The 22121-nt window shown below is 66.6% G+C and carries 23 protein-coding genes and 1 pseudogene; 6 read left to right on the top strand and 18 right to left on the bottom strand.

All coding sequences use genetic code 11. The annotated features are described in order from the left end of the window. Window positions 1–9: 9 nt before the first annotated feature. A complete protein-coding gene (locus tag EEB15_RS25770; protein WP_141512822.1) occupies window positions 10–1563 on the bottom strand; it encodes an ABC transporter substrate-binding protein in 1554 nt (517 codons plus the stop codon). A 402-nt stretch (window positions 1564–1965) separates the two neighbouring features. Here EEB15_RS25770 and EEB15_RS25765 point away from each other — a divergent pair, with 402 nt between their 5' ends. Beyond that, window positions 1966–3039, top strand: coding sequence for an ABC transporter substrate-binding protein (locus EEB15_RS25765; protein ID WP_141512821.1), 1074 nt, complete (start codon window positions 1966–1968; stop codon window positions 3037–3039). 27 nt (window positions 3040–3066) lie between these two features. On the opposite strand, the pseudogene EEB15_RS25760 reads toward EEB15_RS25765, so the two are convergent. The 8 genes and pseudogenes from EEB15_RS25760 to EEB15_RS25725 all read right to left on the bottom strand — a co-directional run. Continuing rightward, window positions 3067–3327 (bottom strand): annotated as a pseudogene (locus EEB15_RS25760) (LysR family transcriptional regulator); the annotation flags it as partial. A 55-nt stretch (window positions 3328–3382) separates the two neighbouring features. Further along, window positions 3383–3610 carry a hypothetical protein gene (locus EEB15_RS25755; protein ID WP_141512820.1) on the bottom strand — a complete coding sequence of 76 codons (228 nt, stop codon included), beginning with the start codon at window positions 3608–3610 and terminating at the stop codon, window positions 3383–3385. Between the two features lie 80 nt (window positions 3611–3690). Continuing rightward, window positions 3691–3915: a hypothetical protein gene (locus tag EEB15_RS25750; protein WP_141512819.1), complete on the bottom strand. Its 225-nt coding sequence runs from the start codon at window positions 3913–3915 to the stop codon at window positions 3691–3693. Window positions 3916–4082: 167 nt separating this feature from the next. Then, the gene (locus tag EEB15_RS25745) at window positions 4083–4991 is read right to left on the bottom strand and encodes a DMT family transporter (RefSeq protein WP_141512818.1); all 909 of its coding nucleotides are present in this window, start codon (window positions 4989–4991) and stop codon (window positions 4083–4085) included. A gap of 53 nt (window positions 4992–5044) precedes the next feature. Beyond that, the gene (locus EEB15_RS25740; RefSeq protein ID WP_158290232.1) at window positions 5045–6169 is read right to left on the bottom strand and encodes a fatty acid desaturase; all 1125 of its coding nucleotides are present in this window, start codon (window positions 6167–6169) and stop codon (window positions 5045–5047) included. 10 nt (window positions 6170–6179) lie between these two features. Further along, complete coding sequence (locus EEB15_RS25735; RefSeq protein WP_141512816.1) at window positions 6180–6950, bottom strand: hypothetical protein; 771 nt, start codon at window positions 6948–6950, stop codon at window positions 6180–6182. Window positions 6951–7045: 95 nt separating this feature from the next. Then, window positions 7046–7471: a MarR family winged helix-turn-helix transcriptional regulator gene (locus EEB15_RS25730; RefSeq protein ID WP_141512815.1), complete on the bottom strand. Its 426-nt coding sequence runs from the start codon at window positions 7469–7471 to the stop codon at window positions 7046–7048. Further along, a complete protein-coding gene (locus EEB15_RS25725; protein ID WP_141512814.1) occupies window positions 7472–7981 on the bottom strand; it encodes a flavin reductase family protein in 510 nt (169 codons plus the stop codon). Window positions 7982–8031: 50 nt separating this feature from the next. Between EEB15_RS25725 and EEB15_RS25720 the strand changes: the two genes are divergently transcribed. The 3 genes from EEB15_RS25720 to EEB15_RS25710 are packed head-to-tail and all read left to right on the top strand — an operon-like array spanning window position 8032 to window position 11129. Further along, the gene (locus tag EEB15_RS25720) at window positions 8032–9063 is read left to right on the top strand and encodes a peptidase M29 (protein WP_141512813.1); all 1032 of its coding nucleotides are present in this window, start codon (window positions 8032–8034) and stop codon (window positions 9061–9063) included. After that, window positions 9060–9848: an alpha/beta fold hydrolase gene (locus EEB15_RS25715; RefSeq protein ID WP_141512812.1), complete on the top strand. Its 789-nt coding sequence runs from the start codon at window positions 9060–9062 to the stop codon at window positions 9846–9848. The genes EEB15_RS25720 and EEB15_RS25715 overlap by 4 nt, the downstream gene beginning before the upstream one ends. A 24-nt stretch (window positions 9849–9872) precedes the next feature. Beyond that, the gene (locus EEB15_RS25710; protein ID WP_370283901.1) at window positions 9873–11129 is read left to right on the top strand and encodes an acyl-CoA dehydrogenase family protein; all 1257 of its coding nucleotides are present in this window, start codon (window positions 9873–9875) and stop codon (window positions 11127–11129) included. Here EEB15_RS25710 and EEB15_RS25705 read toward each other — a convergent pair whose 3' ends face one another. After that, entirely contained in the window at window positions 11130–12455 is a 1326-nt protein-coding gene (locus tag EEB15_RS25705) for a D-amino acid dehydrogenase (RefSeq protein ID WP_141512811.1), read from the bottom strand. It abuts the gene before it with no gap. A 91-nt stretch (window positions 12456–12546) separates the two neighbouring features. Here EEB15_RS25705 and EEB15_RS25700 point away from each other — a divergent pair, with 91 nt between their 5' ends. Then, the gene (locus tag EEB15_RS25700; RefSeq protein WP_141512810.1) at window positions 12547–13461 is read left to right on the top strand and encodes a LysR family transcriptional regulator ArgP; all 915 of its coding nucleotides are present in this window, start codon (window positions 12547–12549) and stop codon (window positions 13459–13461) included. A gap of 7 nt (window positions 13462–13468) precedes the next feature. Here EEB15_RS25700 and EEB15_RS25695 read toward each other — a convergent pair whose 3' ends face one another. The 6 genes from EEB15_RS25695 to EEB15_RS25670 form a co-directional block, all read right to left on the bottom strand. After that, a complete protein-coding gene (locus EEB15_RS25695; protein ID WP_141512809.1) occupies window positions 13469–14023 on the bottom strand; it encodes a hypothetical protein in 555 nt (184 codons plus the stop codon). Between the two features lie 181 nt (window positions 14024–14204). Next, window positions 14205–15032 carry a metallophosphoesterase gene (locus EEB15_RS25690; RefSeq protein WP_141512808.1) on the bottom strand — a complete coding sequence of 276 codons (828 nt, stop codon included), beginning with the start codon at window positions 15030–15032 and terminating at the stop codon, window positions 14205–14207. A gap of 34 nt (window positions 15033–15066) precedes the next feature. Further along, window positions 15067–15507 carry a globin family protein gene (locus EEB15_RS25685; protein ID WP_141512807.1) on the bottom strand — a complete coding sequence of 147 codons (441 nt, stop codon included), beginning with the start codon at window positions 15505–15507 and terminating at the stop codon, window positions 15067–15069. Next, window positions 15504–15758: a hypothetical protein gene (locus EEB15_RS25680; protein ID WP_141512806.1), complete on the bottom strand. Its 255-nt coding sequence runs from the start codon at window positions 15756–15758 to the stop codon at window positions 15504–15506. The genes EEB15_RS25685 and EEB15_RS25680 overlap by 4 nt, the downstream gene beginning before the upstream one ends. Before the next feature lie 182 nt (window positions 15759–15940). Continuing rightward, the gene (locus EEB15_RS25675; RefSeq protein WP_141512805.1) at window positions 15941–17305 is read right to left on the bottom strand and encodes a sigma 54-interacting transcriptional regulator; all 1365 of its coding nucleotides are present in this window, start codon (window positions 17303–17305) and stop codon (window positions 15941–15943) included. Between the two features lies 1 nt (window position 17306). Further along, on the bottom strand, window positions 17307–19253 hold the full coding sequence (locus EEB15_RS25670) for a PAS domain S-box protein (protein WP_158290231.1): 1947 nt from the start codon (window positions 19251–19253) through the stop codon (window positions 17307–17309). 157 nt (window positions 19254–19410) lie between these two features. On the opposite strand from EEB15_RS25670, the gene EEB15_RS25665 reads away from it, so the two are divergent. After that, entirely contained in the window at window positions 19411–19611 is a 201-nt protein-coding gene (locus EEB15_RS25665; protein WP_141512803.1) for a hypothetical protein, read from the top strand. Window positions 19612–19627: 16 nt separating this feature from the next. On the opposite strand, the gene EEB15_RS25660 is transcribed toward EEB15_RS25665, so the two are convergent. After that, window positions 19628–20587, bottom strand: a complete 960-nt coding sequence (locus EEB15_RS25660; protein WP_158290230.1) for an AraC family transcriptional regulator — start codon at window positions 20585–20587, stop codon at window positions 19628–19630. Window positions 20588–20640: 53 nt separating this feature from the next. Further along, window positions 20641–22050 carry a serine hydrolase domain-containing protein gene (locus tag EEB15_RS25655; RefSeq protein WP_141512801.1) on the bottom strand — a complete coding sequence of 470 codons (1410 nt, stop codon included), beginning with the start codon at window positions 22048–22050 and terminating at the stop codon, window positions 20641–20643. Between the last annotated feature and the right edge of the window lie 71 nt (window positions 22051–22121).

The following is a 22121-nucleotide window of genomic DNA, read 5'->3' as shown; positions in this document are numbered from 1 at the left end:
GCAGGGTCGTCAACTCTTCAGGCTGGTGTTCCAGAAGAACGGGTAGGTCGCGGGGTTGTAGTTCTGCAACGAAGGCGCGCGCGCCGACAGGCTCGCGAATTTGCCGACGTGGACATAAGGCACCTCGTCATACACCACCTGCTGCACCTTGCCCCACAGCGGCCCGCGCTTGGCCGGATCGGGCTCCTGGTTCAACGCGGCCAGCGCGGCCACCTTCGCAGGCGAAGTCCACCAGCCCGGCGCACCGTCGCCCAACTGCGGCGGCGACAGCATCGGCTCGGGGAAGAGGCCCGAATGCGTGATGTAGATGTCCCACAACTTCGGATCGGCGCGGCGTTGCAACAACGTCGCCCACTCCACCACGTTGAGTTCGGCCTTGAAACCGGCGCGCTTGAGCTGCTCGGCCATGATGAGCGCCATGTTGTAGTGAAAGTCGTACTGGCGGCTGGTGAGGATGCGCACCGGCTCGCCCTTGTAGCCGGCTTGCTCCGCCTGCGTCCGGGCCTTGGCCGCATTGCGCTCGTTGTAGCGGTCGGTGCCTGCGGTGGAATAGAAGGGCGTGCCCTTGGGGAAGTGATTGCCTTCCGCGATGAAGAAGCGCGTGTCGCCAAAGCCTGCCGCCAGCATTTCGCCTTCGCCGATGGCTGTCTGGAAGGCCTTGCGCATGGCCACGTTCATCATCGAGCCCTCCTTGGTGTTGAGCACCAGGTAGGGAAAGCCGAACGACTGCGTCATCAGGGGCACGACCTTGTCCTTGGCTTTTTCGAGGCGGCTGAGCGCCTCGATCGGCAGCAGGTCGGCGTAGTGGAACTGGCCGGCCAGTGCGCCTTCGACCCGCGTGTTGGCATTGGGCACGGGCACGAAGCGCAATTCGTCCACCACAGCCACGCGCTTGCCGCCGTAGCCGCTGGCCGGCTCCTTGCGTGCCGAGTAGTTGTCGAAGCGGGTCAACAGCACGTACTGGTCGGGCTTGCGCTCGGTGAATTTGTACGGGCCGGTGCCGACGTATTCGCGCAGCGGCTGCGCGATGCTTTCCTTGGCCATGATGCCCGCCATGCCCGAGGCCATCGCCAGTTGCGAGAGCAACGGCGCGTAGGCATTCTTCATGCTGATGTCGACCGCGAGCGGGCCTTTGGCGGAAAGGTCCGCCACTTGCCCCGCCACCGACTTGCCGCGCGGCGACACCTCCATCCATCGCTTCAGGCTCGCCACGACGTCCTCGGCGTTGAGATCGCGGCCGTTGTGCAGCTTCACGCCGCTGCGCAGGGTGATGCTGTACAGCTTGCCGTCGGCCGAAATCTTCGGCATGGATTCGGCGAGCATCGGCACCAGCGCGGCTTTCGCGTCGAAGGTGAAGAGCGGCTCGTAGACGTGCTGCATGATGATGCAGACCAGGTCGGCCGGCGTGGACTGGATGTCCAGCGTCGGCGGCTCGGCCACCATGGCCAGGTTCAGCGCCGATTTGCCTTGTGCGTGGGCAGGGACGAAGCCCGCTCCCGCCGCGCCGAGCGCCAAAAGGGACGACAGCGCCGTGCGCCGGTGCATCGAGAGTCCACGCTTCATGCCAATCTCCTGGAAGTGAACGGAAATTTCAGATCTGAAGGGTAATTGGGCCGGAATAGGTCGTTTTTAGGGGAAACCCGTAGAAATGCCGGCAAAAACTGAAATTGTTTTTCAGATCGGGCGCTCAACGCAGCGATATGAAGCTTTTCGTTCCCATCAGCGCCGTTGGCTGTGGGCGGATTCAGACGCTGCACTCCCGCCGGTCGGCCCCCGCAGCCTCCTGGACACAGATGCTTGCTTCCGGGTGCGGCGTAAAGTAGTTTGGCCGAGTGTTCCTTTCCCACCGATGCGCAAAGCATCCCATTCCGTCTCATGAGAAGTACCCCCAGAACCCGAACCCCCATCCTTCGGCACGCGTTGCGCTGCTTGATCCTTTGCAGTGCGCTTGCATCGTCGCAAGCGATGGCCCAGGCCGGCATCACCGACAAACAGGTCGTGGTGGGGCAATTCGCCGCATTCAGCGGCGCGGCCGCACAGCTCGGCGAGCGGTTGAAAGTCGGCATCGAAGCCTATTTCAAATCGGTCAACGCCCAGGGCGGCGTGAACGGGCGCCAGCTCAAGCTCGTCACGCGCGACGACGGCTATGAGCCCGAGAAGTCCAAGGCGGCCGTGAAGGCGCTGATCGAGGAGGACAACGTCTTCGCCCTCATCGGCTCGGTGGGCACGCCCACCGGCATCGCGACGGTGCCGATCCTCACCGAAGCCAAGGTGCCGCTGGTCGGCATGTTCACCGGGGCCGAAGCCCTGCGCACCCCGTTCAACCGCCAGGTGTTCCACGTGCGAGGCAGCTACTTCGACGAGACCGAGCGCATCGTTCAACACCTGACGAACCTCGGGCTCAAGAAGATCGCGGTGTTCTACCAGAACGACGCGTACGGCAAGACGGGGTTGGACGGTGTCGAACGCGCACTGGCCCGGCGGCAGCTCAAGCTCGTGGCCACGGGCACGGTGGAACGCAATACCGTCGACGTCGCGAAATCGCTCGAGACGATCCTCGCGGCGCAGCCCGACGCCATCGTGCAGATCAGCGCGTACAAGTCATGCGCCGCTTTCATCAAGCAAGCGCGGGCCAAGGGGTTCGGCGGCCAGTTCTTCAACGTGAGCTTCGTCGGCTCGAAGGCGTTGGCCGATGAACTGGGCGACGCCGGCGCGGGCGTGGTGATCTCGCAGGTGGTGCCCTTCCCGTACGGAGGCTCCATTCCCATCGTGCGCGAATACCAGCAGACGATGACGGAGGCCGGCCACACGGCCTTCGACTTTTCCAGCATGGAAGGCTTCCTCACCGCCAAGGTGTTCGTCGAAGGGCTCAAGCGTGCCGGGCGCACACCGACACGCGACGGGCTCATCGCCGGCCTGGAATCGATCCGTGATTGGGACATGGGTGGATTCAGCATCCGCTACGGCCCGCTCGATCACATCGGTTCCGAGTTCATCGACGTGACGACCATCGGGCGCGGCGGCAGGTTCATGCGCTGACGCGGGAGGGGGCGCCGCACTCCGCTCTCAGGCAGGGGTCAAGGCCCACTGCCGGCGGGCCGTTTCGTGCAGGAAGTCGATGACGGCCCGCACCCGGGCGGCATTGCGCCGGCTGGGCAGCGAGACAGCGAACATCGTGTGAACCCCGGTGGAAGCGAACGGCGCAAGAACTTCCACCAGGCGGCCCTTCGCCACGTCCGCGGCTGCCAAAGGGCGCGACAGCAAACCAATAATGCCCGCGCCGGCCACCAAGGCGTGGTGCACCAGGGCGTACCGCGCGCATTGCGCAGAGGTCGGCGTCCAGCCGCTTGAGTTGAGCTAACAGTTCTCCAGCTTCACGAACTCAGCAGTTGCTGGCGCCCGGAGGAGCGGCGTGCCCCTTGATGACGATCAGGTACAGGTCATCGGCAATCTGACGCTTTCGTTCCGCTTCGTCTTTGTCGGCCAGACTGGGCTCGCTGCCCCTGTTGTTGAAGTAGCGAAGGTATGCTTCGGCCACCAGCCGTTCGGCGGCCGCGGCCGCCTTGGCTGCAATTCGCCATTCATTCAGCAGAAGTTGTTCCGGCGTCATAGGGTTTCGCGAATGGCCGCACGGGACGGATCGTCCCGATCCCGATTGTCGCGCATCGCGTTGGACTGGGGTCCGGTCAGCTAGCCCGCGTCCGTCTTGAACGCTTCGATCGCCTTCTTCGCATCCCCCGCCGCGTCCGCCTCGAGCTTCTTGCTGCCCCATCGGGGCTTGCCGACGTAGCTGGGTAAAGCCGTCACACGCTTGAGCACCTTCTCGTTCAGCCTGATCGCATAGCTGCCGTGCCGGTCGACCTCGATGTCATAGGTCAGGCCACTTCCGCCTTGACGCGTGTATTCAAATCTCATGGGGCCATTCTCGCCGACCAGCGGCGCAAGCGGCTGCCGCCGGAAGTCGCGGCGTCCATGAAGGCCCGCACCTTCGCAGCGCGCGATGGATGAGGATTCGGATCTCAAGCTGCTGGCGGTGGTGGCCGATGCGCCGCTGGCGCATTTCCGCCGCACGCTGGATCAGCTCATCGCGAAAGAGCAGGCGCCCGCCGGTTGACGAGCACGATGCCGGCGGCCACGCCGCACAGCGCCAGCATCAGCTGCAGTGTGAGAGGCTCCTTGAGCAGCAGCACGCCGAACACCAGCGCGAACACGGGCGTGAGGAAGGTGAACGACGACATCTGCGTGGCCGGGTAGTGGCGCAGCATCCACATCCAGGTGAGGTAGCTCGCGAAGGCGCCGATGGCCGTCTGCAACGCGAGCGAGCCCCAGGCCTGCGCCGAATAGTCCAGCGACCAGGTCTCGCCCAGCGCGAGCGAGAGAAATGGCGCGACGACGGTTGTGACCGCCACTTGGTAGAAAAGCGTCTTCTCGGCGCTGGCCGTGGCCATGGCCGAAGCACGGATCACGAGCGTGGTGAGTCCCCACAACACGCCGGCCGCGAGCGCAAGCGCGTCGCCACGCAGCTGGCGTGCCGTGCTTCCGCCCGCGAAGCCTTCGCTGAACGCCACCGCCACCGCGACGAAAGCGATCACCAGGCCGGCCCACTGCACCGGCCGCAGCTTTTCAGCGGGCACGAAGCGCGGCAGCAGCAGCGCCACCACGAAAGGCGAGGTGTAGAGGAATACCGTGAGGCGCGAGGCCGTGGTGTCACGCAGGCCCAGGTAGATGCAGCTGAACTCGCCGGCAAAGAGCACGCCGGCCAACAGGCCCGCGCGCAATGTGCCGTCGCGGGTGAAGAGCTTGACGCCGCGCACGACGCACCAGATCCACAGCAGCAAGGTGGCCCCCGCGAAGCGCAATGACGCTTGCCAGAGTGGCGGCACCTCGCCCACGGTGGTCTTGATCAGGATCTGCTGGAAGCCCCAGAACAGGCAGCAGACAAGCAGCAATGAGACGGCGAGCGTGTCGAGGTGGTTCTTGCGGGCGATCATCGGGGCGATGTTAGCGTGCTATCGGCGAGCGCGTAGCGCGCCGCCGGCAACGCTCACGCCCGCGCCAGTTGCTGGAAGTCGCTCTGGTTGGCCGAGCGCGACGCGCGCTTGCGCAGCGGCACCAGGCTGGGCGAAGTCGGCCAGCCTTCGAAATCGGTCCAGCAGTGCGCTTCGTAGTTGTACAGCTTGCAGCGCCGGAAGACGTCGAGCAAAGTGCCCGCGCGGAAAGGAACGACCGCTGCCTTCGCGCCCATCAGCTGGTCGAGCCGCTGCTGCGCGTCGTACAGCCGATAGCAGGGAATGCTGGGGCACACATGGTGGGCGGCGTGGCAGTAGGCGTGGTGGAGCAGCGCGCTCACCGCGCGGGGCATCGCCATGTGCACGCTTAATTCTTCGGCACCGAAGCCGCGGTGGCGCTCGTCGCCTTCTTCGAACCATGGCACCGCCGGATGCGTGTGCTGGAAGTACACGACGATGGCCATCCAGGCCTGGAACGCCAGGAAAGGCAACACCAGGGCGAAGAACAGGTTCTGCGCAAACACCAGCCAGCTGCCGGCACTGGCGAGGGCGATGAGGCCAATGAAGCCGCACAGGTACACGCCCATCAGCCCGGCGTAGAGCCAGGCTTCGCGCCGCACCGCGAGCGGCATCGTCTTCTTGGGGAAGACCTCGGACTTCAACAAGCGCGACACAGCGCCATACGCCATCAATGCCAGCGGGTTGGGCGAGCGGATGAAGCGCTCCCACGCGCGACGCCAAAGTGGGCACGCACGGTATTGCGCCAAAGTCATCGGCCGGTAGGCGTCGGGCTGCGGCCCGTTGACCAGCGGGTGGTGGCGCAGCAAGTGGTCGTAGAGGCGCAGGCGGTAGTTGTAGAAGCCAGTGAGGTAGGCCACGATGCCGATGGCCTTGTTGAGGCCGCGCGACGCCGTCAGCGTGTTGTGCGCGGCGTCGTGTGCAATCGCGTAGAGCGTGCTCATCTTGAACCCGGCCAGCAGCGCGCCCGCGATGCGCAGCGCCGGGTGCGACGCGAGGAGCGCCAGGGCGGTGCCCAGCAGGAACAGACCGTAGTCGACGCAAAAGAGCAGCACGCCACGGCGCGTGTCAGGTGCGGCGAACGGCAGCAGGGCTTCGACCAGCTCGCGCCGCGAACGGATGCGGTAGGAAGGCAATGACATGGGGCCTCCTTCAGGACACGGCGGCCGTGGCCAGCAGCGAATCGACGGAGGTTTTGTCGTGCCGGCGCAGCCAGGGCACCTGTTCGCCCGCATCCAGGTACTCCAGCTCCATGCCGTACAGGGCGTCCTGCTCTTGCAGCGAGTTGTGCGAGAAATACATGCGCACGTCCTTCTCCAATGCCGCCAGCCATCCGTCGAGGATCAGGTCCACATGCGCATGGTGCCAGCCGCTGGCGCGCTGGTTCATGCCGCTCCTGAACATGGGTTCGAACGTCATCACCGACATCAGGGCCAGCTCATGCTCGGCGCGCAACACGGCTTCCGCAAAGACGATGCGCGAGATGTACCCGGCCAGGTTGTGGCCGCGCCAGCGCGGGTGAACCCAGCCCGCACCGAGATAGCCGAAGCGCGCGTGAGGTTCGAGCATCGGGCCGCGGGCGCGCAGGTACGCTTCGGGCTTGCCGCCCTGCGAAGGGTAGAGCCCGCCATCGGCCATGAAAGCCGCGCAGGTTTGAGGGTGCGGACCGTTCTGCATCGTGCGATAGGCCGCGAGAGCGATGATGCTGTCGCCATCCTTCAGCGATACCCAGAAATGCGGGCTGGGGACGCGCCGGGATTTCTCCAGCATGAACGGCAACTGCACGTAGCCGGTCTCGGAAAGTCGGGCGTAGGTGCGCACCAGTTCCAGCATGTCGTCGCTGATGCGCGTGGCCAATCGCAGGCTGTTTTTCAGTGTGGCGATCGTGAGGCGCTGGTGCCTGGAAAGTTCGGTTCGATTCATGGGCCGCTCCTGTTGGGCGGACCAATGTAGGCACCTCATCCATTGCGCTGCAATCCTGTCAGAACTGACAGGGGGCCATGACACAGGCCGGAAAATCAGCCCCGCGCGAGCTTGGCCAGGAGCTTCTTGAGGGCCGCTTTTTCGGGGCCGGCGAGGGCCCGCAGCATGGTGGCTTCTTGCGTGCGCGCCTTCTCGACCAGAGGGCGAACGAGGCGTTTGCCGGCGGCCGTGGCCACCACCAAGGTACGGCGCTGGTCGCCCGGGTCAGCCTGCAGCACGACCCATCCCTGGTCGCTCATGCGCTGCACAAGTTTTGTTACGGTCGGTTGCTTGGCTAACACTTCTTCGGCGAGTCGGCTCACCGTCAGCGGGTCCCCGTCGTGCAGCGTGGCCAGCACCCGCCATTCGATGGAGCTCAGCCCCGCGGCGCGCACATGCGAATCGAAGTCTTTATAAAGCGCGTGATTCGCCTGCCCGAGCAGGTAACCCAGGTAGTCTTCGACGAAGCGCGGTGCGGTCATCTAGATCGGATGCTCGGTGTAGTAGCGGCCGCCGTGAAAGAGCAGCGGCGAAGTGCCGGCGCGCCAGGTACAGCGCTCGACCTCACCGACGAAGATGACGTGGTCGCCTTCTTCGTAGCGGCTGCGGTTGAAGCATTCGAAGCTGGCCGATGCGCCTTCGAGCAAGGGTGCCCCGCCCATGCCGTCGGTGAAGCTCACGCCGGCCCAGCGGTCCGCGCCCTTGAGCGCGAAGCGTTCGGCCAGGGCTTTCTGGTCTTTCGCGAGGATGTTGATGGCGTAATGCGAGCCCGCGCGAAACGCCGGCAGCGACGCCGCGGCCTGCGCCAGGCTCCACAGCACGAGCGGCGGGTCGAGCGACACGGAGTTGAAGGAATTGGCCGTGAGGCCGATCACCTCGCCATCGGGCGTGCGCGCGGTGACGATGGTGACGCCGGTGGCGAACATGCCGAGGGCCGAGCGGAATTCCTGGGTGGAGAAGCTCGGTGGCTGGGCTTTGCGGGGCGGGTTCATCGGCCTGATTGCATGAATTTTCATGTATTATGGACCGAAACCGGAGAGCCATGTTGCAGTCCCACCTGGAGCCCGCCTGGGTCGATGCCTTTCACGCCGTGTTGTCGCGCTGCGCCTTGCGGCCCGGGGACACGGTGGCCGTCCTGTGCGAAAGCCAGACCCGCGCGGAGCTGCCGGCACTGGCGCGGTTCGCGGCAGCCCGGATAGGCTGCCAGGTGTTCGAAATCTGCGTACCCACCCCGTTCGAAGCCGGCCCGCCGGTGCGCTCGACCGGCGCTTCCACCGCCTTGCAGCAAATGGCGCCCGTGCTGGCGGCGCTGGCCTCCAGCACATTGGTCGTCGACTGCACCGTCGAAGGCTTGATGCACGCGCCCGAACTGCCCGCCATCCTGAAGGGCGGCGCGCGCGTGCTCTACGTCAGCAACGAGCATCCGGAAGCGCTGGTGCGGCTGGTGCCGGACGACACGCTGGAGCCGCTGGTGAAGGATCACGTCAAGCGCCTGCGCGCCGCGAAGGCGATGCGGGTGACGTCGGCCGCAGGAACCGAGCTCGATATTTCCATGACGGGCGCCACCTGCGGCGGCAACTGGGGCTACACCAGCAAGCCCGGCACCATGACGCATTGGCCCGGTGGCCTGGCGCTGGCCTTTCCCGGCGCGGGCTGCGTGAACGGCACGCTGGTGCTGGCCGAAGGCGACGTCAATCTCACCTTCAAACGCTACATCGAAAGACCGATCACCTTGCGCATCGAGAACGACTACGTCACGCGCATCGAAGGCACGGGTGTCGACGCCGATTTGATGCGCAGCTACATCGCGGCCTGGGGCGATAGAGACGCGTATGCGGTGAGCCACGTCGGCTACGGCCTGAACACGGCGGCGCGCTGGGACAGCATGGCGCTGTACGACAAGCGCGACTTCAACGGCACCGAGCTGCGTGCGTTCTCCGGTAACTTTCTCTACAGCACCGGCGCGAACGAGGTGGCGGGCCGCCACACGCGCGGGCACTTCGACTTGCCGCTTCGCAATTGCACGGTCACGCTGGATGGGGTCGCGGTCGTGGACAACGGAAAGGTGCTGTGACGAACATCCCGACCTTCACCACACTCGGTAGCGGCCCCACGGTGCTGATGCTGCACGGCATCGGCGGCGGGCACCTGGCGTTCGCGCCGCAAGTCGAGACGCTCGCTTCGTCCGGTTATCGGGCCGTCGCCTGGGACATGCCGGGCTACGGCCACAGCGCACCGATCGAACCCTACAACTTCAAGGGCCTGGCCCAAAGCTGCGTGACCCTCATCGAAAGCCTGCAGTGCGCGGACCTCACACTGGTGGGCCACAGCATGGGCGGCATGGTGGCGCAGGAGGTGATGGCGCGGCGGCCCGAGCTGGTCAACCGGCTGGTGCTGTGCGGCACGTCGCCGTCGTTCGGCAAACCCGATGGCGACTGGCAGCGCGAATTCATCGCCCAGCGCACTGCGCCGCTGGACGCCGGCAAGAGCATGACCGAGCTGGCGCAGGTGCTGGTGCCGCAAATGGTCGGCCCAGGCTCCCTGCCCGAAGGCGTGCGCCTGGCCACCGTCTGTATGAGCCAGGTGCCCGCGTCCACCTACCGCCGCGCACTCGAAGCGATCGTCACCTTCGACCGGCGCGCGAACCTCACGCAGATTCGCGTGCCCACCCTGATGATCGCCGGCGAGCATGACCGCAACGCGCCGCCGGCGGTGATGCGCAAGATGGCCGATGCGATTCCCAACAGCACCTACATGGAAATGCGCGGCATCGGGCATCTGCAGAACCTCGAAGCGCCCGATGACTTCGACTCCATGCTGCTCAATTTCCTCGCGCTGCCGCGCGAACTGCTGCACTGATCCGATCCGTACGAAGGATTCACCATGGACGCCTTGCCCACCCTCAGCTTCACGCCCGCCGTCGGCGACCTGGCATTCACGGCGCAGCAGCGCTCGCTACTCTCGCTGGCCCATGAGCTGGGGCGCGAGAAATTCGCGCCACGCGCCGCCGAGTGGGACAAGACCGCGACTTTTCCTTTCGCTAACTACGAAGACCTGCGCGGCGCGGGCCTGCTGGCGCTGTGCGTGCCGCAGTCTCACGGCGGCCTCGGCGCCGACTACGCCACCTACATGATGGTGGCGGCCGAGATCGGGCGCTTCTGCGGCGCGACCGCGCTCACCTACAACATGCACATCTGCTCGACGATGTGGACGGGCGTGCTGGCCGACGGCATCGCGATGACGGACGCGCAGCGCGCCGAGCATGCGCGCCGGCGCGAGCTGCACTTCAAGCGGGTGGTGAAGGACGGCGCCGTGTACGCACAGCCGTTCTCCGAAGGCAGCGCCGCGGCGGCGGGCCGTGCGCCTTTCGGCACCACGGCGCGCAAGGTCGAAGGCGGCTGGGTGGTGAACGGGCGCAAGATCTTCGCCTCGCTCTCCGGCGCGGCCGACTACTACGGCGTGCTGTGTACGGAAGACAAGGGCGACCAGCATCCCGATGCGCGCGACACGCTGTACCTGGCCGTGCCCGCCACGAGCGAGGGTCTTGCCATCAGCGGTGAATGGGATCCGCTGGGCATGCGCGGCACCGTGAGCCGAAACCTCACGTTCAAGGAGGTGTTCGTCTCCGACGACGAGCAGCTCATGCCGCGCGGCGTCTACTTCATGGGCGCGCAGACTTGGCCCGCGATGTTCTTCACACTCGCGCCCACCTACCTCGGGCAGGCCAATGCGGCCTACGACTTCACGGTGAGCTACCTGCGCGGCGAGGTGCCAGGCGAGCCGCCCGTCAAGCGCCGCATGTACCCCACCAAGCAGATCGCGGTGGCGCAGATGCGCATCCAGCTGGAAGCGATGAAGAGCCTGTTCACGCGCGCCATCCTGGAGGCCGGGCCGAACCCGTCGAAGGATGCGCGCATGCGCCTCTACGCCGCGCATTACAGCGTGATGGAAGGCGCCAACGACATCGCGCGTCTGGCGATCCGCACGTGCGGCGGCCAGAGCATGATGAAGCACCTGCCGCTGGAGCGCATCTACCGCGACAGCCGCTGCGGCTCGCTGATGTTGCCGTGGACGGCGGAGCTGGTGCTCGACCGGATGGGCCGCGAAACCTTGTACGAACCGGGTGAAAAAGACGAGTGATTACGCGGTGCGTGGCGAATAGCCACGCTGCGGCGCATCTACGCCGTAGAACTTGAACGCCATCTCCGGCCGCTCCCCGCCGATCAACTCCGCCATCGCCTTGCCCGAACCGGCACCGTGGGTCCAGCCCAGCGTGCCGTGGCCCGCATTGACCCACAGGCGCCCCACCTTCGTGCGGCCGATGTAGGGGATGTTGGTCGGCGTGGCCGGCCGCAGGCCCGTCCAGAAGCGCGGGTTGCCGCCTTCTTCTTCGCTGCGCGTGTCGCACACGCCGGGCAGCACGGCCTCCACGCGTTCGGCCAGCATGCGGCAGCGCGCCTTCGCCAGTGGGCTGTCCAGTGACAGGTCGAAGCCGCCGAGTTCGATGGTGCCGGCCACGCGCAACTCGTCGCCGATGCGCGAGAGAGCGCACTTCACTTCGTCGTCGATCGTGCTGACGTAGGGTGCGAGCTCGGGCTTCTTCAAGCGGAACGTCGCGCTGTAGCCCTTGCCGGGGTAGATCGGCAGGTCGACGCCCACGCTGCGCAGCAGCGGCGCGCTGTAGGAGCCGCAGGCCACCACGAATTCGTCGGCGGCAAGGCGCCGCTGCGTTCCGGTAGCCCGGTCGCGCACCGCGACGGCGGCAATGGTGCCGCCCGCTTTTTCCAGCCGCTCGATGTCGTGGCCGTAGAGGAACTGCGCGCCACGCGCCGCGCAGCGCGCGGCGAGCTGTTCGGTGAAAAGGCGTGCGTCGCCGCTCTCGTCGCTGGCGGTATACGTTCCGCCGACGATGCGGTGCGCAAAAGACTTGAAGGCCGGCTCGATCTTCAGCAATTCGGCGGTACTCACCACCTTGCGGTGAACGCCGTACTTCTGCATCAGTTGCGCGGCCTGCGCGGCATCGTCGAACGACGCCTGGTCGGTGTAGTAGTGGGCAATGCCCCGCTCGAGGCGGTTGTAGTCGATGCCGGTCGCCCTCACCACAGCCTTGAGCGCGGCGTGGCTGTACGCACCGAGCGCCACGAGCTGCTGCACGTTGCGCTCGAACGCAGCGTCGTTGCATTGGGCGAGGAACTGCAGGCCCCAGCGCCACTGCTGCCAATCCATCTGCGGACGGAACAAGAGCGGCGCGTCGTTGCGGAACATCCATTTGAGCAGCTTGGCCGGTGCGTGGCGGTTGGCCCAGGGTTCGCAATAGCTGACCGAGATCTGCGCTGCGTTGGCGAAACTGGTTTCCTGCGCCGCACCCGGCTGCCGGTCGACGACGGTCACGTCATGCCCCTGCTCCAGCAGGTGCCACGCGGTGCTGACGCCGATGATGCCGGCGCCCAAGACTAGGATTTTCATGGCATCGGAGTGTGTGGGAACTTGTGCGCAATTAAAAGAGAAATTAAACTCTTACGGAAAACATCAGGTTTTCTAATACAACGGAGCCCCTATGAGCACATTCGACCCGGACGCCCTGGAGTGCCTCGCCGCCATCGTGGAAGAGGGTGGATTCGAGCGCGCGGCGCAGCGGCTTTCGATCACCCAATCGGCGGTTTCGCAGCGGCTGCGCGCGCTGGAGGCGCAGATCGGCACCGTGCTTATTGTGCGCAGCCGGCCGCTTCGGCCGACGTCGGCAGGCCAGCTGCTGCTGAAACACACCAAGCAGATGCGCCTGCTGCGTGCCGATCTGGAACGGGACCTGAAGGAACTGGCGCCCAGCTCCACCGGCGGCGCGCGCGAGGAAGAGCGGATCTCGATCGCCATCAACGCCGACAGCATCGCCACCTGGGCGCTGCCCGCGCTGAACGACCTGGCGCGCCAGGGGCTGCCGATGGAGATCATCACCGACGACCAGGATTTCACGCAGGAATGGCTGCGTGAAGGGCAGGTGCTCGGCTGCGTCACCACGCTCAAGCAGGCGCTGCGCGGCTGCAAAGTGGTGCCGCTGGGCGCGATGGAATACGTGGCGGTGGCGCAGGCGCAGTTCGCGCGGGATCACTTCCCCAAGGGCCTCGGCCCGCACAATTTCCGCGAGCATCCGTTCATCGCGTTCAATCGCAAGGACGACATGCAGAGCGAGTTCGTGGGCAAGGCCTTCGGCCTCAAGCGGGTGACGCTGAACCAGCTGTTCGTGCCCAGCTCAGAAGGCCAGGTGCGCGCGGTGCTCGCCGGCTGGGGCGCGAGCGTGGTGCCGGAATTGCTGGCCCGCGGGCTGCTGGAGCAGGGCCAGCTGGTGAACATCGCGCCGGCGTACACGCTGCCCATCCAGCTCTACTGGCACTGCTGGAACCTCGAATCGGAAGTGCTCGATTCACTGACGAGCGCGCTGATGCAGGCCGCGGGCGGCGCGCTGTCGGTGGGGTAGCGCCGGCTCAGTCCCCCTGCGCCAGCAGGGTTTCGCGCAAGGCCTGAGCCTTGGCTTCGTCGTACAGGCCCTCGGCGCGCGCGAGCACCTTGCCTTCGCGATTGAGCACCAGCACCCAGGCGTGCTCGGTGCCCGAAAGGCCGGCAGCGCGAATGAACGCATCGCGGTCGGTGAACACGGGCACCAGGCGCGAGAGGTCGGCCCCGGCCGGGTGCCGCGCGAGCATCTGGTTTTGCAGGTCGTTGCGCGCCACTTCACTGCCGGGGTCGTTGAACACCGGCATCTTGAACCAGGGAATGCTCGGGTCGTGGCCCAGCCGCAGGCCCTGGATCCAGCTGTCGATCTCGGCGCGCTGGCTGCGATTGAAGGCCACCAGTGCCAAGGTGCGTTCGGCGGGCAGGCCGTGCGGCAGCGTCACCAGTTGCTGGTCGAGGCGTTTGGCAGTGAGGGTGGGAAGGCGGCCCATGAAGTGAGACTCGCTGGGGGTGGCCATGGCAAGCGCGAGTGCGCCGGTGACGGCGGCAAGCCACGCGAGCGTCGGGGTCAAGATTGCTTTTCCCATGCCTGCCTCCTTGATGGTGCGACAAGTGTTTCACGCGACCTGTGTTCGCGGCACGTCCCGGGTGTAAAGAATTAGCTGCAGTTGTATGCACGCGCGCCAGCGCGGTGCGAAATCTCACAGGAACGCCTGCTGGCAGCGTCGATGCAAGTTCTGCGCCTTTGCGCGCCTCTCCGCCAGTCCCTCACGCGTTGCGCGAAGGAACCTCGATGACGAGTTGCTCGCGAAAGCCTTCCTGCTCGCCGCGCGCGGCATAGCCCAAGGTGTTGGCCACGATGTGGCAGCCCTCAGCGATATAGTCGTGCTGGCAATGCAGATGTCCGTGCAGCCAAAGTTGCGCCAGGGGCAGCAGCTCATCAAGAGAGTTGCAAAAGCCCGCTGTGCCGGGCGTGAGGCCGTAGCGCGGATCGGCGCTGCGCAGTGTGGGCGCAAAGTGCGTCACCACCACGGTGGTGCCGGTGAAAGGCGTCGCGAGCGCGGCGCGTAGCCATTGCTCGCATTCCAGCGCCAACTCGCGCCAGCCCGGGGCCAGCAAGGGCTCGCCGGCTCGCATGCCGCTCATCTTCTTCAGGTAGTAGTTGGCGGCGCGAAACGCCTTTTCCCGCTTGGCGAGCACACGCGTTTCCCCCGCGAGGCGGTCGGAGTCGGTGATGAGCGCTTCGAAATCGGCCCACAGCGTGGTGCCGATGAAGCGCACGTCGCCGAAGGTGAGAACTTCGCGCTCCAGCCAGGTGATGCCCAGGCGCTCGCAGGTTTCGCGCAGGCGCAGGTGCGTCGCGTCGAAGTCGAGGTTGTCGTATTCGTGGTTGCCGGGGACATACAGCACCGGCACCGGCCAGCCGAGTTTGGGCGAGAACCGCTCCAGCCCGAAGTCGTCACCGGCGAGCCGGCTTCCTGTCTGGTAGGAGCCGATGTCTCCCGCGAGCACCAGCAGTTGCGCATCGGGTGCCGGGCGTGGCTGGTAGTTCGGGTGGACTTCGAGGTGGAGGTCGGACAGCAGCTGGATTCGCATCCGGCGATTGTGGGGCCCCAATGAGCCTCAGGTTTCAGGCCGCCATGACGGCGCGCCGGGCTTCGGCCGGTTCCATGGCGCCCAGTTCCATCACGTCGGAGAGCAGGTCGTACGCGGCCGCCCACGCATCGCGCACTTCGGGCGTGAACTTGTCGCCCAGGCTTTCGTCCAGCGTCCACATCAACGCGCTGCCGACAGTGACGTAGTGCGCGCTGTTCACGCCGTAGCCGGCATGGCGAGCGCCCAGTTGCCGCAACACCGGCGCGAGCTTCTCCAGATTGCGCAGGCCCACGACGGCCGCACCGATCATGCTCATCAGCATCTGGCCCTGCTTCGTCATCTCGCCCTTGAACATGGGGCGAATGCTCGGATCGAGCATGAACAGGCGCTTGTAGAAGAGAGCTGCTGCTGCGGCAGCGATCGGCTTGACCTCGTTGAAGCTGCGCTGGACCAGGTCGATTTGTTGGGGGCTCATGGATGTTCCTCGTTGGTTTGATAAGAAGTCGTGGGGCTCCGCGCGACGCGTTCGCCACTGCGCGCGGCGGCTGTGCTTGATTCGCTTGCGTGAAGGATCTGCTGCACGCCGCTCGCAAGCGAGCTCGATGCCGCTGCGGGTTGCGGGCCGTTGCCGCATGCAGTGAGCGCCATGGCCGCCAACGCCGCGAGCAGGGCGCAGTTGAAGCGGTCGAGACGGCGCGCGAGGCGCAGGAGGCTGAAGTGTTTCATGCCGTTTTGACACTCAAGAGGCGTGCCATGAGGCAAACCCAATGGAATCAACGGCTTACGAAGCAGCGGCTCGGGCGGGGTGTCGGCGAACGCCGACAGGGCTGCCGCCGGCAGAGCGGATTCGCTTTCAGATCAAGGGCTTGCGTTGTCGGCGTTTGCCGACAGTCGCGGGGGTGCAAAAGTCACGCGCCTTGCTTGAAGGCTGCAGGTTCCAGCTGGTGGCGCCCGAGCAGCGCATAAAAGTCGGTGCGGTTGCGGCGCGCGAGCCGCGCCGCCTGGCTCACGTTGCCTGCGGTGAGCTTGAGCAATTGGGTGAGGTAGTCGCGCTCGAACTGCCGGCGCGCCTCATCGAAGGGCAGCATTTCGCCGACGGCATTCGACAGCGCGCGCTGGACCAGGCCGGTGTCGAGCAAGGGCGAGGTGGCCAGCACCACGCACTTTTCCACGACGTTCTGCAACTGGCGAACATTGCCCGGCCACGCGGCGCCGACCAGCATTTCCATGGCACCCGGCGCAAACGCGGTGACGGGCTTGCCATAGCGCTGCGCCAGCGTCGCCATGAAATGCTGCGCCAGCAACGCGATGTCCTCCCGCCGCGCGCCCAGCGGGGGCAGCACCAGGTTGACCACGTTCAGGCGATAGAACAGGTCTTCGCGAAAGCGCCCGGCCGCCACCTCGTCCTCGAGCTTGCGGTGCGACGCGCAGATGACCCGCACGTCGATCCGCACGCTGCGCTCTGCGCCCACCGGACGCACTTCGCGTTCCTGCAGCACGCGCAGCAGCTTGACCTGCATCGAGAGCGGAAGATCGGCGATCTCGTCGAGAAAGATGGTGCCGCGCTGGGCGTCGACGAAGAGGCCCGGGCGGTCCCGCACCGCGCCCGTGAACGCCCCTTTCACGTGGCCGAACAGCTCCGACTCGACGAGGTTCTCCGGGATCGCACCGCAGTTGACCCCGACGAAATTCTCGCGCGCGCGGGTGCTGGCCGAATGGATCGCGCGCGCGAGAAGCTCCTTGCCCGTGCCGCTGTCGCCCTGGATCAGTACCGAGGCATCGCTCTGCGCGACCATGCGCGCCTCGGCCAGCAGCTGCTGCATGCGCGGGCTGCGCGTCAGGATGGATTCGCGCCAGGCCTCGCCCGCGTCACCCTCGGCGCCGTCCACGGGAATGTTGGCGCCCAGTGCCTGCGACGCGGCGAGTGCGCGGTCGACTTCGACCATCAGGTCGCGTGCCTCGAAGGGCTTCGCGAGATAACCGAACACGCCGCGCTGCAGCGCCTTCACCGCGTCGGGGATGGTGCCGTGCGCCGTGAGCATCAGCACGGGCAGCAGCGGGTGGCGGCGGTGCACGGCTTCGAACAGCTGCAGGCCGTCCATGCCGGCCATGCGCAGATCGGTGATGAGCAGCTGCGGCAACTCGTGGTCCAGCTTCGCCAGTGCGGCTTCGCCCGAGACGGCTTCCAGCACTTCATGCCCTTCGCCGCGCAGCCGCAGCGACAGCAGGCGCAGCAGCGCCGGGTCGTCGTCGACGATGAGGATGCGCGCCATGTCAGGCCACGAGGGGCGCGTGCAGTTGCACGTGGAAGGTCGCGCCCTGGCCCGGCTCGCTCCGGACGTCGATGGTGCCCTGGTGCAGCGCCACGCACTCCTTGACGATGTGCAGGCCGATCCCGGTGCCCTGGATGTTGCCGACGTTGGTGCCGCGGTGGAACGACTCGAACAGGCGCGGCAGGTCGGCCGGCGGGATGCCGATGCCCCGGTCGGCGATCGACAGGTGCAGCAGCTCGCCCTCGGCCGTGGCGGTGCAGGTCACGCCGCTGTCGGGGGGCGAATATTTCAGCGCGTTGGTGAGCAGGTTTACGAGGATGTGGCTGAGCAGCTTGCCGTCGACCAGGCGCACCTGCTCGACGCCTTCGCAGCGCATCGCGATGCGTGCCGCCTGGGGGTGCGCTTGATCCATCTCGGCGGCCACCTGCACCAGCAGCTCGGGCACGTTGCGTGCCTTGGGCTCGAAAGCGAAGCTGCCGGCCTCGAGCCGGCTCGTCACCAGCACCTGTTCGACCATCTTGTTCATCCGCGCCACCGCGTTCTTGATCAGCCCGACGATCTCCTTGCGTTCGTCTTCCGGCAGGCGCGTGCCGTAGTCGTCCAGCAGCTCGATCGACGACAGGATTGCCGCGAGCGGCGTTCGGAACTCGTGAGACGCGACGGCAACGAAGCGCGACTTCAGTTCGGACAGTTCGCGCTCGCGAGCCAGCGCCGACAGCATGTCCTGCTCGACCCGGCGGCGCTCGGTCACGTCGGTCAGGAAGTTCAGCGTCGCCGGCGCGTTCTGCCACTCGAACACCACGGCGCTGATCTCAAGCCAGCGCACGTCGCCGTTCTTGTGGATCACGCGGAACTGGTAGTGGTTCTCGACCGGCTCGCCCTTCAGCCGACGCATATGGTTGCCCAGCACCAGCTCACGGTCGTCCGGGTGGATGAATTCGATGAAGGGCCTGGACTTGGCGGTCTCGTCGTCCAGGCCGGTGAGTTCCAGCGCGCGCGGATTGGCGTACAGGATGCGGCCGCCCGCCGTGATGAGGATGCCCTCGTTGACGTTCTCCACCACCTTGCGGTACTTGACCTCGGACTCGGCGAGCGCCTTCTCGGCGGCCTTGCGCCGCGAGATGTCGCGAATGAAGGAGCTGAAGGTGTAGCTGTCGCCGGCGCGCACGGGCCAGATCGACAGTTCGACGTTGAACTCCTCGCCGTTGCGCCGCAGCGCCAGTGTTTCCACCCGGCGGTTGAAGATGGTGCCGGTGCCGTCGCGCAGGAAGCGCGCGATGCCCTCTTCGTGATGCTGGCGGAACGCGGGCGGAATGATCATCTCCGTCAGCGTGTGGCCCAGCGCCTCCTGCCGGCTCCAGCCGAACATGCGCTCGGCCGTTGCATTCCAGTCGACGACGGCACTCTTGTCGTCGATTGTGATCACCGCGTCGTTGGCGCTGGCGATGAGGGTTTCGAGCCGGTGCGTCGCGTCGCTCAGGCTGCGCTCGGCGTCGGCGCGGCGGCTGATCTCGTCGCGCAGCTGCGCGGTGGTGTCGAACTGCCAGGAGATGTCGCGCGCCACATGCGTGATGCAAGGCGCGCCATTGGGGCCGCGGCTGGAGAAAGCACGCTCGCGCAGCCGCCCGGTGCGGCCGGACTTCTTGTCCTTCTCCGGGACAATGACTCGGTACTCTTCGCTGTACGCCGACTGCAGCACGTGCTGGCGCGCGCGCTTGATGCGGTCGCGGTCGTCGGCGTGGATGCGATCGAGCAGGGCCTCGCGCCCATGCCCCAGCTCCTTCGCGCCGACGCCCCAGAAGCGTTCGAACGCCTGGTTGGCGAACAGCACGCGGCCGCTGGCGGCGTCCCAGACCCACAGCATCTCTTCCACCGCGAGACCGACTTGCACCAGCCAATCCACGGCCTGGGAAGGCGCGGCGGGAGCGGGGCTGGGGGGCGAGCTCATCGTTGGAGCATAGCGCCTTGCAGCCCGCGTTTTCAGTGAACTATCGCCTTCAGCCGGCGCCGGCCATGTCGGGGGCGGGCCCTTGCCATGCGCGAGTTGCATGACAACACGGCCGGATTGGACTTGCGACCCTAGGGAAAACCCTTATTCTTGTTTCATGTTCACTCGCGCCCTCACCGGCGACCCAGCCATGTACGCCCTTATCGCCCAACTTGCCCGTCTGCTCAAGGCCACGCCCGCCGTCCCCGGCGTCGCGCGCTGCCTCATGGAAAGCGCCGAAGCCCGCGCAGGGACCGACCCGCAGCAGGCCGAAGAATTGCGAATCGCCGCCAGCGCTTATCTGCGCGTCGTGCGCTAAGGCGCGATAGACCGAACTAACGGCGCAGTGTTTCGCTCGGCTTCTCGCCGAAGCGCTCGCGGTAGCGCGCCGCGAAGTCGCCCAGGTTGCCGAAGCCCCAGCGGTACGCGATTTCGGTGACGCTCGCGCGCGCGTCCAGCAAGTCTGCCCGCGCGCGTTCGAGCCGGCACTGCTGCAGATAGCGCATCGGCGAGATGCCGAGTTTCTTCTCGAACCCGCTGGTGAGCGCGCGGGCGCCCACACCGGCGGCAGCGGCTACATCGGCCAGCGTCACGTCGGCACCGGCGTTCGCCTGGATGTAGTCGATCGCCCTCTCCACGGCGCTGCCTCGTGGTGCCTCGGAGCCGAGGTAACGCGACCAGGTGTGTGGCCACAGCAAGAACAATTCAAGCAGCGCCGCCTCCTGCCAGCGCCGCTCGATCAGCGCGGCTTGCGGCCCCGGGCACACGGGCAGCTGGTTCAGCCGCTGCATCAAGCCTTGCAGATGCAACGCCGGCGCCGAGCCGGGCGCGGCCAGTTCCATGAAACCCAGCGGAGCGGCCGGCAGTTCGCCGAACAGCGTGCGCGCCGCGCCCATGAGGTCGGCTTGCGTGACTTTCAGGTTCATCAAGCGCAGGTCGGCGGACATCGGCAGATCGCCGGCGGCATCCGGCGTGCGCACGCCTGCGGTGCCGGCCCGCACAATGTCCTTGCCGAGCACGATCTCACCTCGCGCCGCGTAAGAGAAGACCCAGTAGTCGTGCGGCTCCTCGGTGCGGGCTGTTGCCACGCAGCCATATTCGATGCTGGACACCGTGAGGCGGCCCACGTCGAAGCCGGCCAACCGCATGTCGAGCCCCGTCCGTGTGCGCAATGCCAGCGAGTGCGGCCCGTAGAGGCGCTCCACGGTCTCGACCGCCTCGTCGGCGCAAGACGTGTGGAACTGCGAGCGCCAGCGCTGGGCGGGGGCCATGGTGGGGTCGTTGGCACTGACCATGGCGCACCGTAAGCCCATGCGCCGCGCCGGTCAATCCGGTGTTGCCGCCTGCGTTACACCCACGCGCCCCACTTGTTGCCCGAATAGTTGAGCGCGCGGTAGGTGGCATCGACCAGCGACTGGCCGCGGTCGTTCAGGCCGGTACCGGGACCCATCCTGTTCATGTTGTAGCCGAAGGAAAGTTTCGCCTGCGGGTCCGCAAAGCCCACGCTGCCCCCGAAGCCGGCGTGGCCGAACGCGTTGGCGCCCATGATCACCGAGAGGCCCGGGCCGAGTACGCGGTTGTCGATGCTGCCGTGAAAGCCCTGGCCGAAGCGCGTGGGGACCAGCACCGTGCGGTCGACCAGGGACGCGCTGTGGATGAGTCCCATGGTGGCGGCGTAGTCGCTGGGCAGCAGGCGCGTCGCACCGAGCGCGCCGCCGTTGGCGAGTGCGGCATACATGGTGGCCAGGCCGCGCGCGTTCGTCACGCCGCCGGCTGCGGGAATCTCGGCCTTGAGCGATGCTTCGGTGTTGTACGCTGGCGGCGTGCTGGGCGGCAGGCCCAGCCAACCCCCCAGGTTGAAGAACACGGCCGACTGCATCGAGCTCGGGTCCGAAAAGATCTTGGCCAGGAAAGGCTCGTAGGCCAGCGCTTCGGTCGCACCCAGCATCGGCGCGACGCGGGGCAGCTGGGCCGTGGGCATACCGATCCAGAAGTCCGCGCCCAATGGCTGCGCGACCTGCTCCTGGAAGAAGGTGCCGAGCGACTTGCCGCTCGCCCGGCGCACCAGCTCGCCGACCAGCCAGCCGAACGTCAGTGCGTGGTAGCCGTGGCCGGTGCCCGGCTCCCAGAACGGCGTGGCTTGCGCGAGCAGCGAGGTCATCAGGTTCCAGTCGGCCCAGCCGCCCGGCGGCACCGGCAGACTGAACGGGATCGCCGCCAGGCCGGCCTGGTGCTGCAGCAGCATGCGCACGGTGATGGCGCCCTTGCCGTTGGCGGCGAACTCGGGCCAGTACTGGGCGACCGGCTTGTCCAGTTCCAGCTTGCCTTGCGCGATCAGCATGTGGGCGCACAAGGCAGTCGCGCCCTTGGTGCACGAAAACACCAGCGACACCGTGTCGCGGTTCCAGGTTTGCGACGGCTGCGGCGACAGCGCGTCCGCGTAGCCACCCCAGGCTTCCACGACCGGCGCGCCATTCACCGTCACGGCCACCGACGCGCCGATCTCCGAGCGGGTGTTGAAGTTGGCGACAAACGCGTCGAACACGCCCTGGAACTGCGGTGCGACGAAGCCATTGATCTTCGCGCCATTGGCAGCGGTGGCGCTGACACCGGGGTTGGTGGTCGTCCAGAAGCTGGCGTCGGCAGCGTGCGCGCCGCCGCAGCCGCTCAAGGTGGCGCCGGCTGCGGCACTGGCCAGAGCGGCGCCGCCGAGCGAGAGGAATCCGCGGCGGGATGTGGGGAGGGAGTGGATCTGCATGGCTGTCTCCTTTATTGGGGTGACAGTCATTCTTCGCAGCGCGGCGCCGAGGCACTACCGCCGGACGGCAG

Source organism: Ramlibacter sp. WS9, from assembly GCF_003797765.1.
Taxonomy (GTDB): Bacteria; Pseudomonadota; Gammaproteobacteria; order Burkholderiales; family Burkholderiaceae_C; genus Ramlibacter.
The sequence above is the reverse complement of the archived record's forward strand: the minus strand, read 5'-3'. Positions and strand labels throughout refer to the sequence as shown.

What these genes read in the sequence shown, in the direction of transcription:
- EEB15_RS25755 (WP_141512820.1), bottom strand. Translation starts at nt 3,610, where the DNA reads ATGACGCCGGAACAACTTCTGCTGAATGAATGGCGAATTGCAGCCAAG.
- EEB15_RS25705 (WP_141512811.1), bottom strand. Translation starts at nt 12,455, where the DNA reads ATGAAAATCCTAGTCTTGGGCGCCGGCATCATCGGCGTCAGCACCGCG.
- EEB15_RS25670 (WP_158290231.1), bottom strand. Translation starts at nt 19,253, where the DNA reads ATGAGCTCGCCCCCCAGCCCCGCTCCCGCCGCGCCTTCCCAGGCCGTG.
- EEB15_RS25735 (WP_141512816.1), bottom strand. Translation starts at nt 6,950, where the DNA reads ATGAATCGAACCGAACTTTCCAGGCACCAGCGCCTCACGATCGCCACA.
- EEB15_RS25770 (WP_141512822.1), bottom strand. Translation starts at nt 1,563, where the DNA reads ATGAAGCGTGGACTCTCGATGCACCGGCGCACGGCGCTGTCGTCCCTT.
- EEB15_RS25660 (WP_158290230.1), bottom strand. Translation starts at nt 20,587, where the DNA reads ATGGTCAGTGCCAACGACCCCACCATGGCCCCCGCCCAGCGCTGGCGC.
- EEB15_RS25745 (WP_141512818.1), bottom strand. Translation starts at nt 4,991, where the DNA reads ATGATCGCCCGCAAGAACCACCTCGACACGCTCGCCGTCTCATTGCTG.
- EEB15_RS25695 (WP_141512809.1), bottom strand. Translation starts at nt 14,023, where the DNA reads ATGGGAAAAGCAATCTTGACCCCGACGCTCGCGTGGCTTGCCGCCGTC.
- EEB15_RS25675 (WP_141512805.1), bottom strand. Translation starts at nt 17,305, where the DNA reads ATGGCGCGCATCCTCATCGTCGACGACGACCCGGCGCTGCTGCGCCTG.
- EEB15_RS25720 (WP_141512813.1), top strand. Translation starts at nt 8,032, where the DNA reads ATGTTGCAGTCCCACCTGGAGCCCGCCTGGGTCGATGCCTTTCACGCC.
- EEB15_RS25655 (WP_141512801.1), bottom strand. Translation starts at nt 22,050, where the DNA reads ATGCAGATCCACTCCCTCCCCACATCCCGCCGCGGATTCCTCTCGCTC.
- EEB15_RS25765 (WP_141512821.1), top strand. Translation starts at nt 1,966, where the DNA reads ATGGCCCAGGCCGGCATCACCGACAAACAGGTCGTGGTGGGGCAATTC.
- EEB15_RS25690 (WP_141512808.1), bottom strand. Translation starts at nt 15,032, where the DNA reads ATGCGAATCCAGCTGCTGTCCGACCTCCACCTCGAAGTCCACCCGAAC.
- EEB15_RS25740 (WP_158290232.1), bottom strand. Translation starts at nt 6,169, where the DNA reads ATGTCATTGCCTTCCTACCGCATCCGTTCGCGGCGCGAGCTGGTCGAA.
- EEB15_RS25665 (WP_141512803.1), top strand. Translation starts at nt 19,411, where the DNA reads ATGTTCACTCGCGCCCTCACCGGCGACCCAGCCATGTACGCCCTTATC.
- EEB15_RS25700 (WP_141512810.1), top strand. Translation starts at nt 12,547, where the DNA reads ATGAGCACATTCGACCCGGACGCCCTGGAGTGCCTCGCCGCCATCGTG.
- EEB15_RS25750 (WP_141512819.1), bottom strand. Translation starts at nt 3,915, where the DNA reads ATGAGATTTGAATACACGCGTCAAGGCGGAAGTGGCCTGACCTATGAC.
- EEB15_RS25730 (WP_141512815.1), bottom strand. Translation starts at nt 7,471, where the DNA reads ATGACCGCACCGCGCTTCGTCGAAGACTACCTGGGTTACCTGCTCGGG.
- EEB15_RS25710 (WP_370283901.1), top strand. Translation starts at nt 9,873, where the DNA reads ATGGACGCCTTGCCCACCCTCAGCTTCACGCCCGCCGTCGGCGACCTG.
- EEB15_RS25680 (WP_141512806.1), bottom strand. Translation starts at nt 15,758, where the DNA reads ATGAAACACTTCAGCCTCCTGCGCCTCGCGCGCCGTCTCGACCGCTTC.
- EEB15_RS25685 (WP_141512807.1), bottom strand. Translation starts at nt 15,507, where the DNA reads ATGAGCCCCCAACAAATCGACCTGGTCCAGCGCAGCTTCAACGAGGTC.
- EEB15_RS25725 (WP_141512814.1), bottom strand. Translation starts at nt 7,981, where the DNA reads ATGAACCCGCCCCGCAAAGCCCAGCCACCGAGCTTCTCCACCCAGGAA.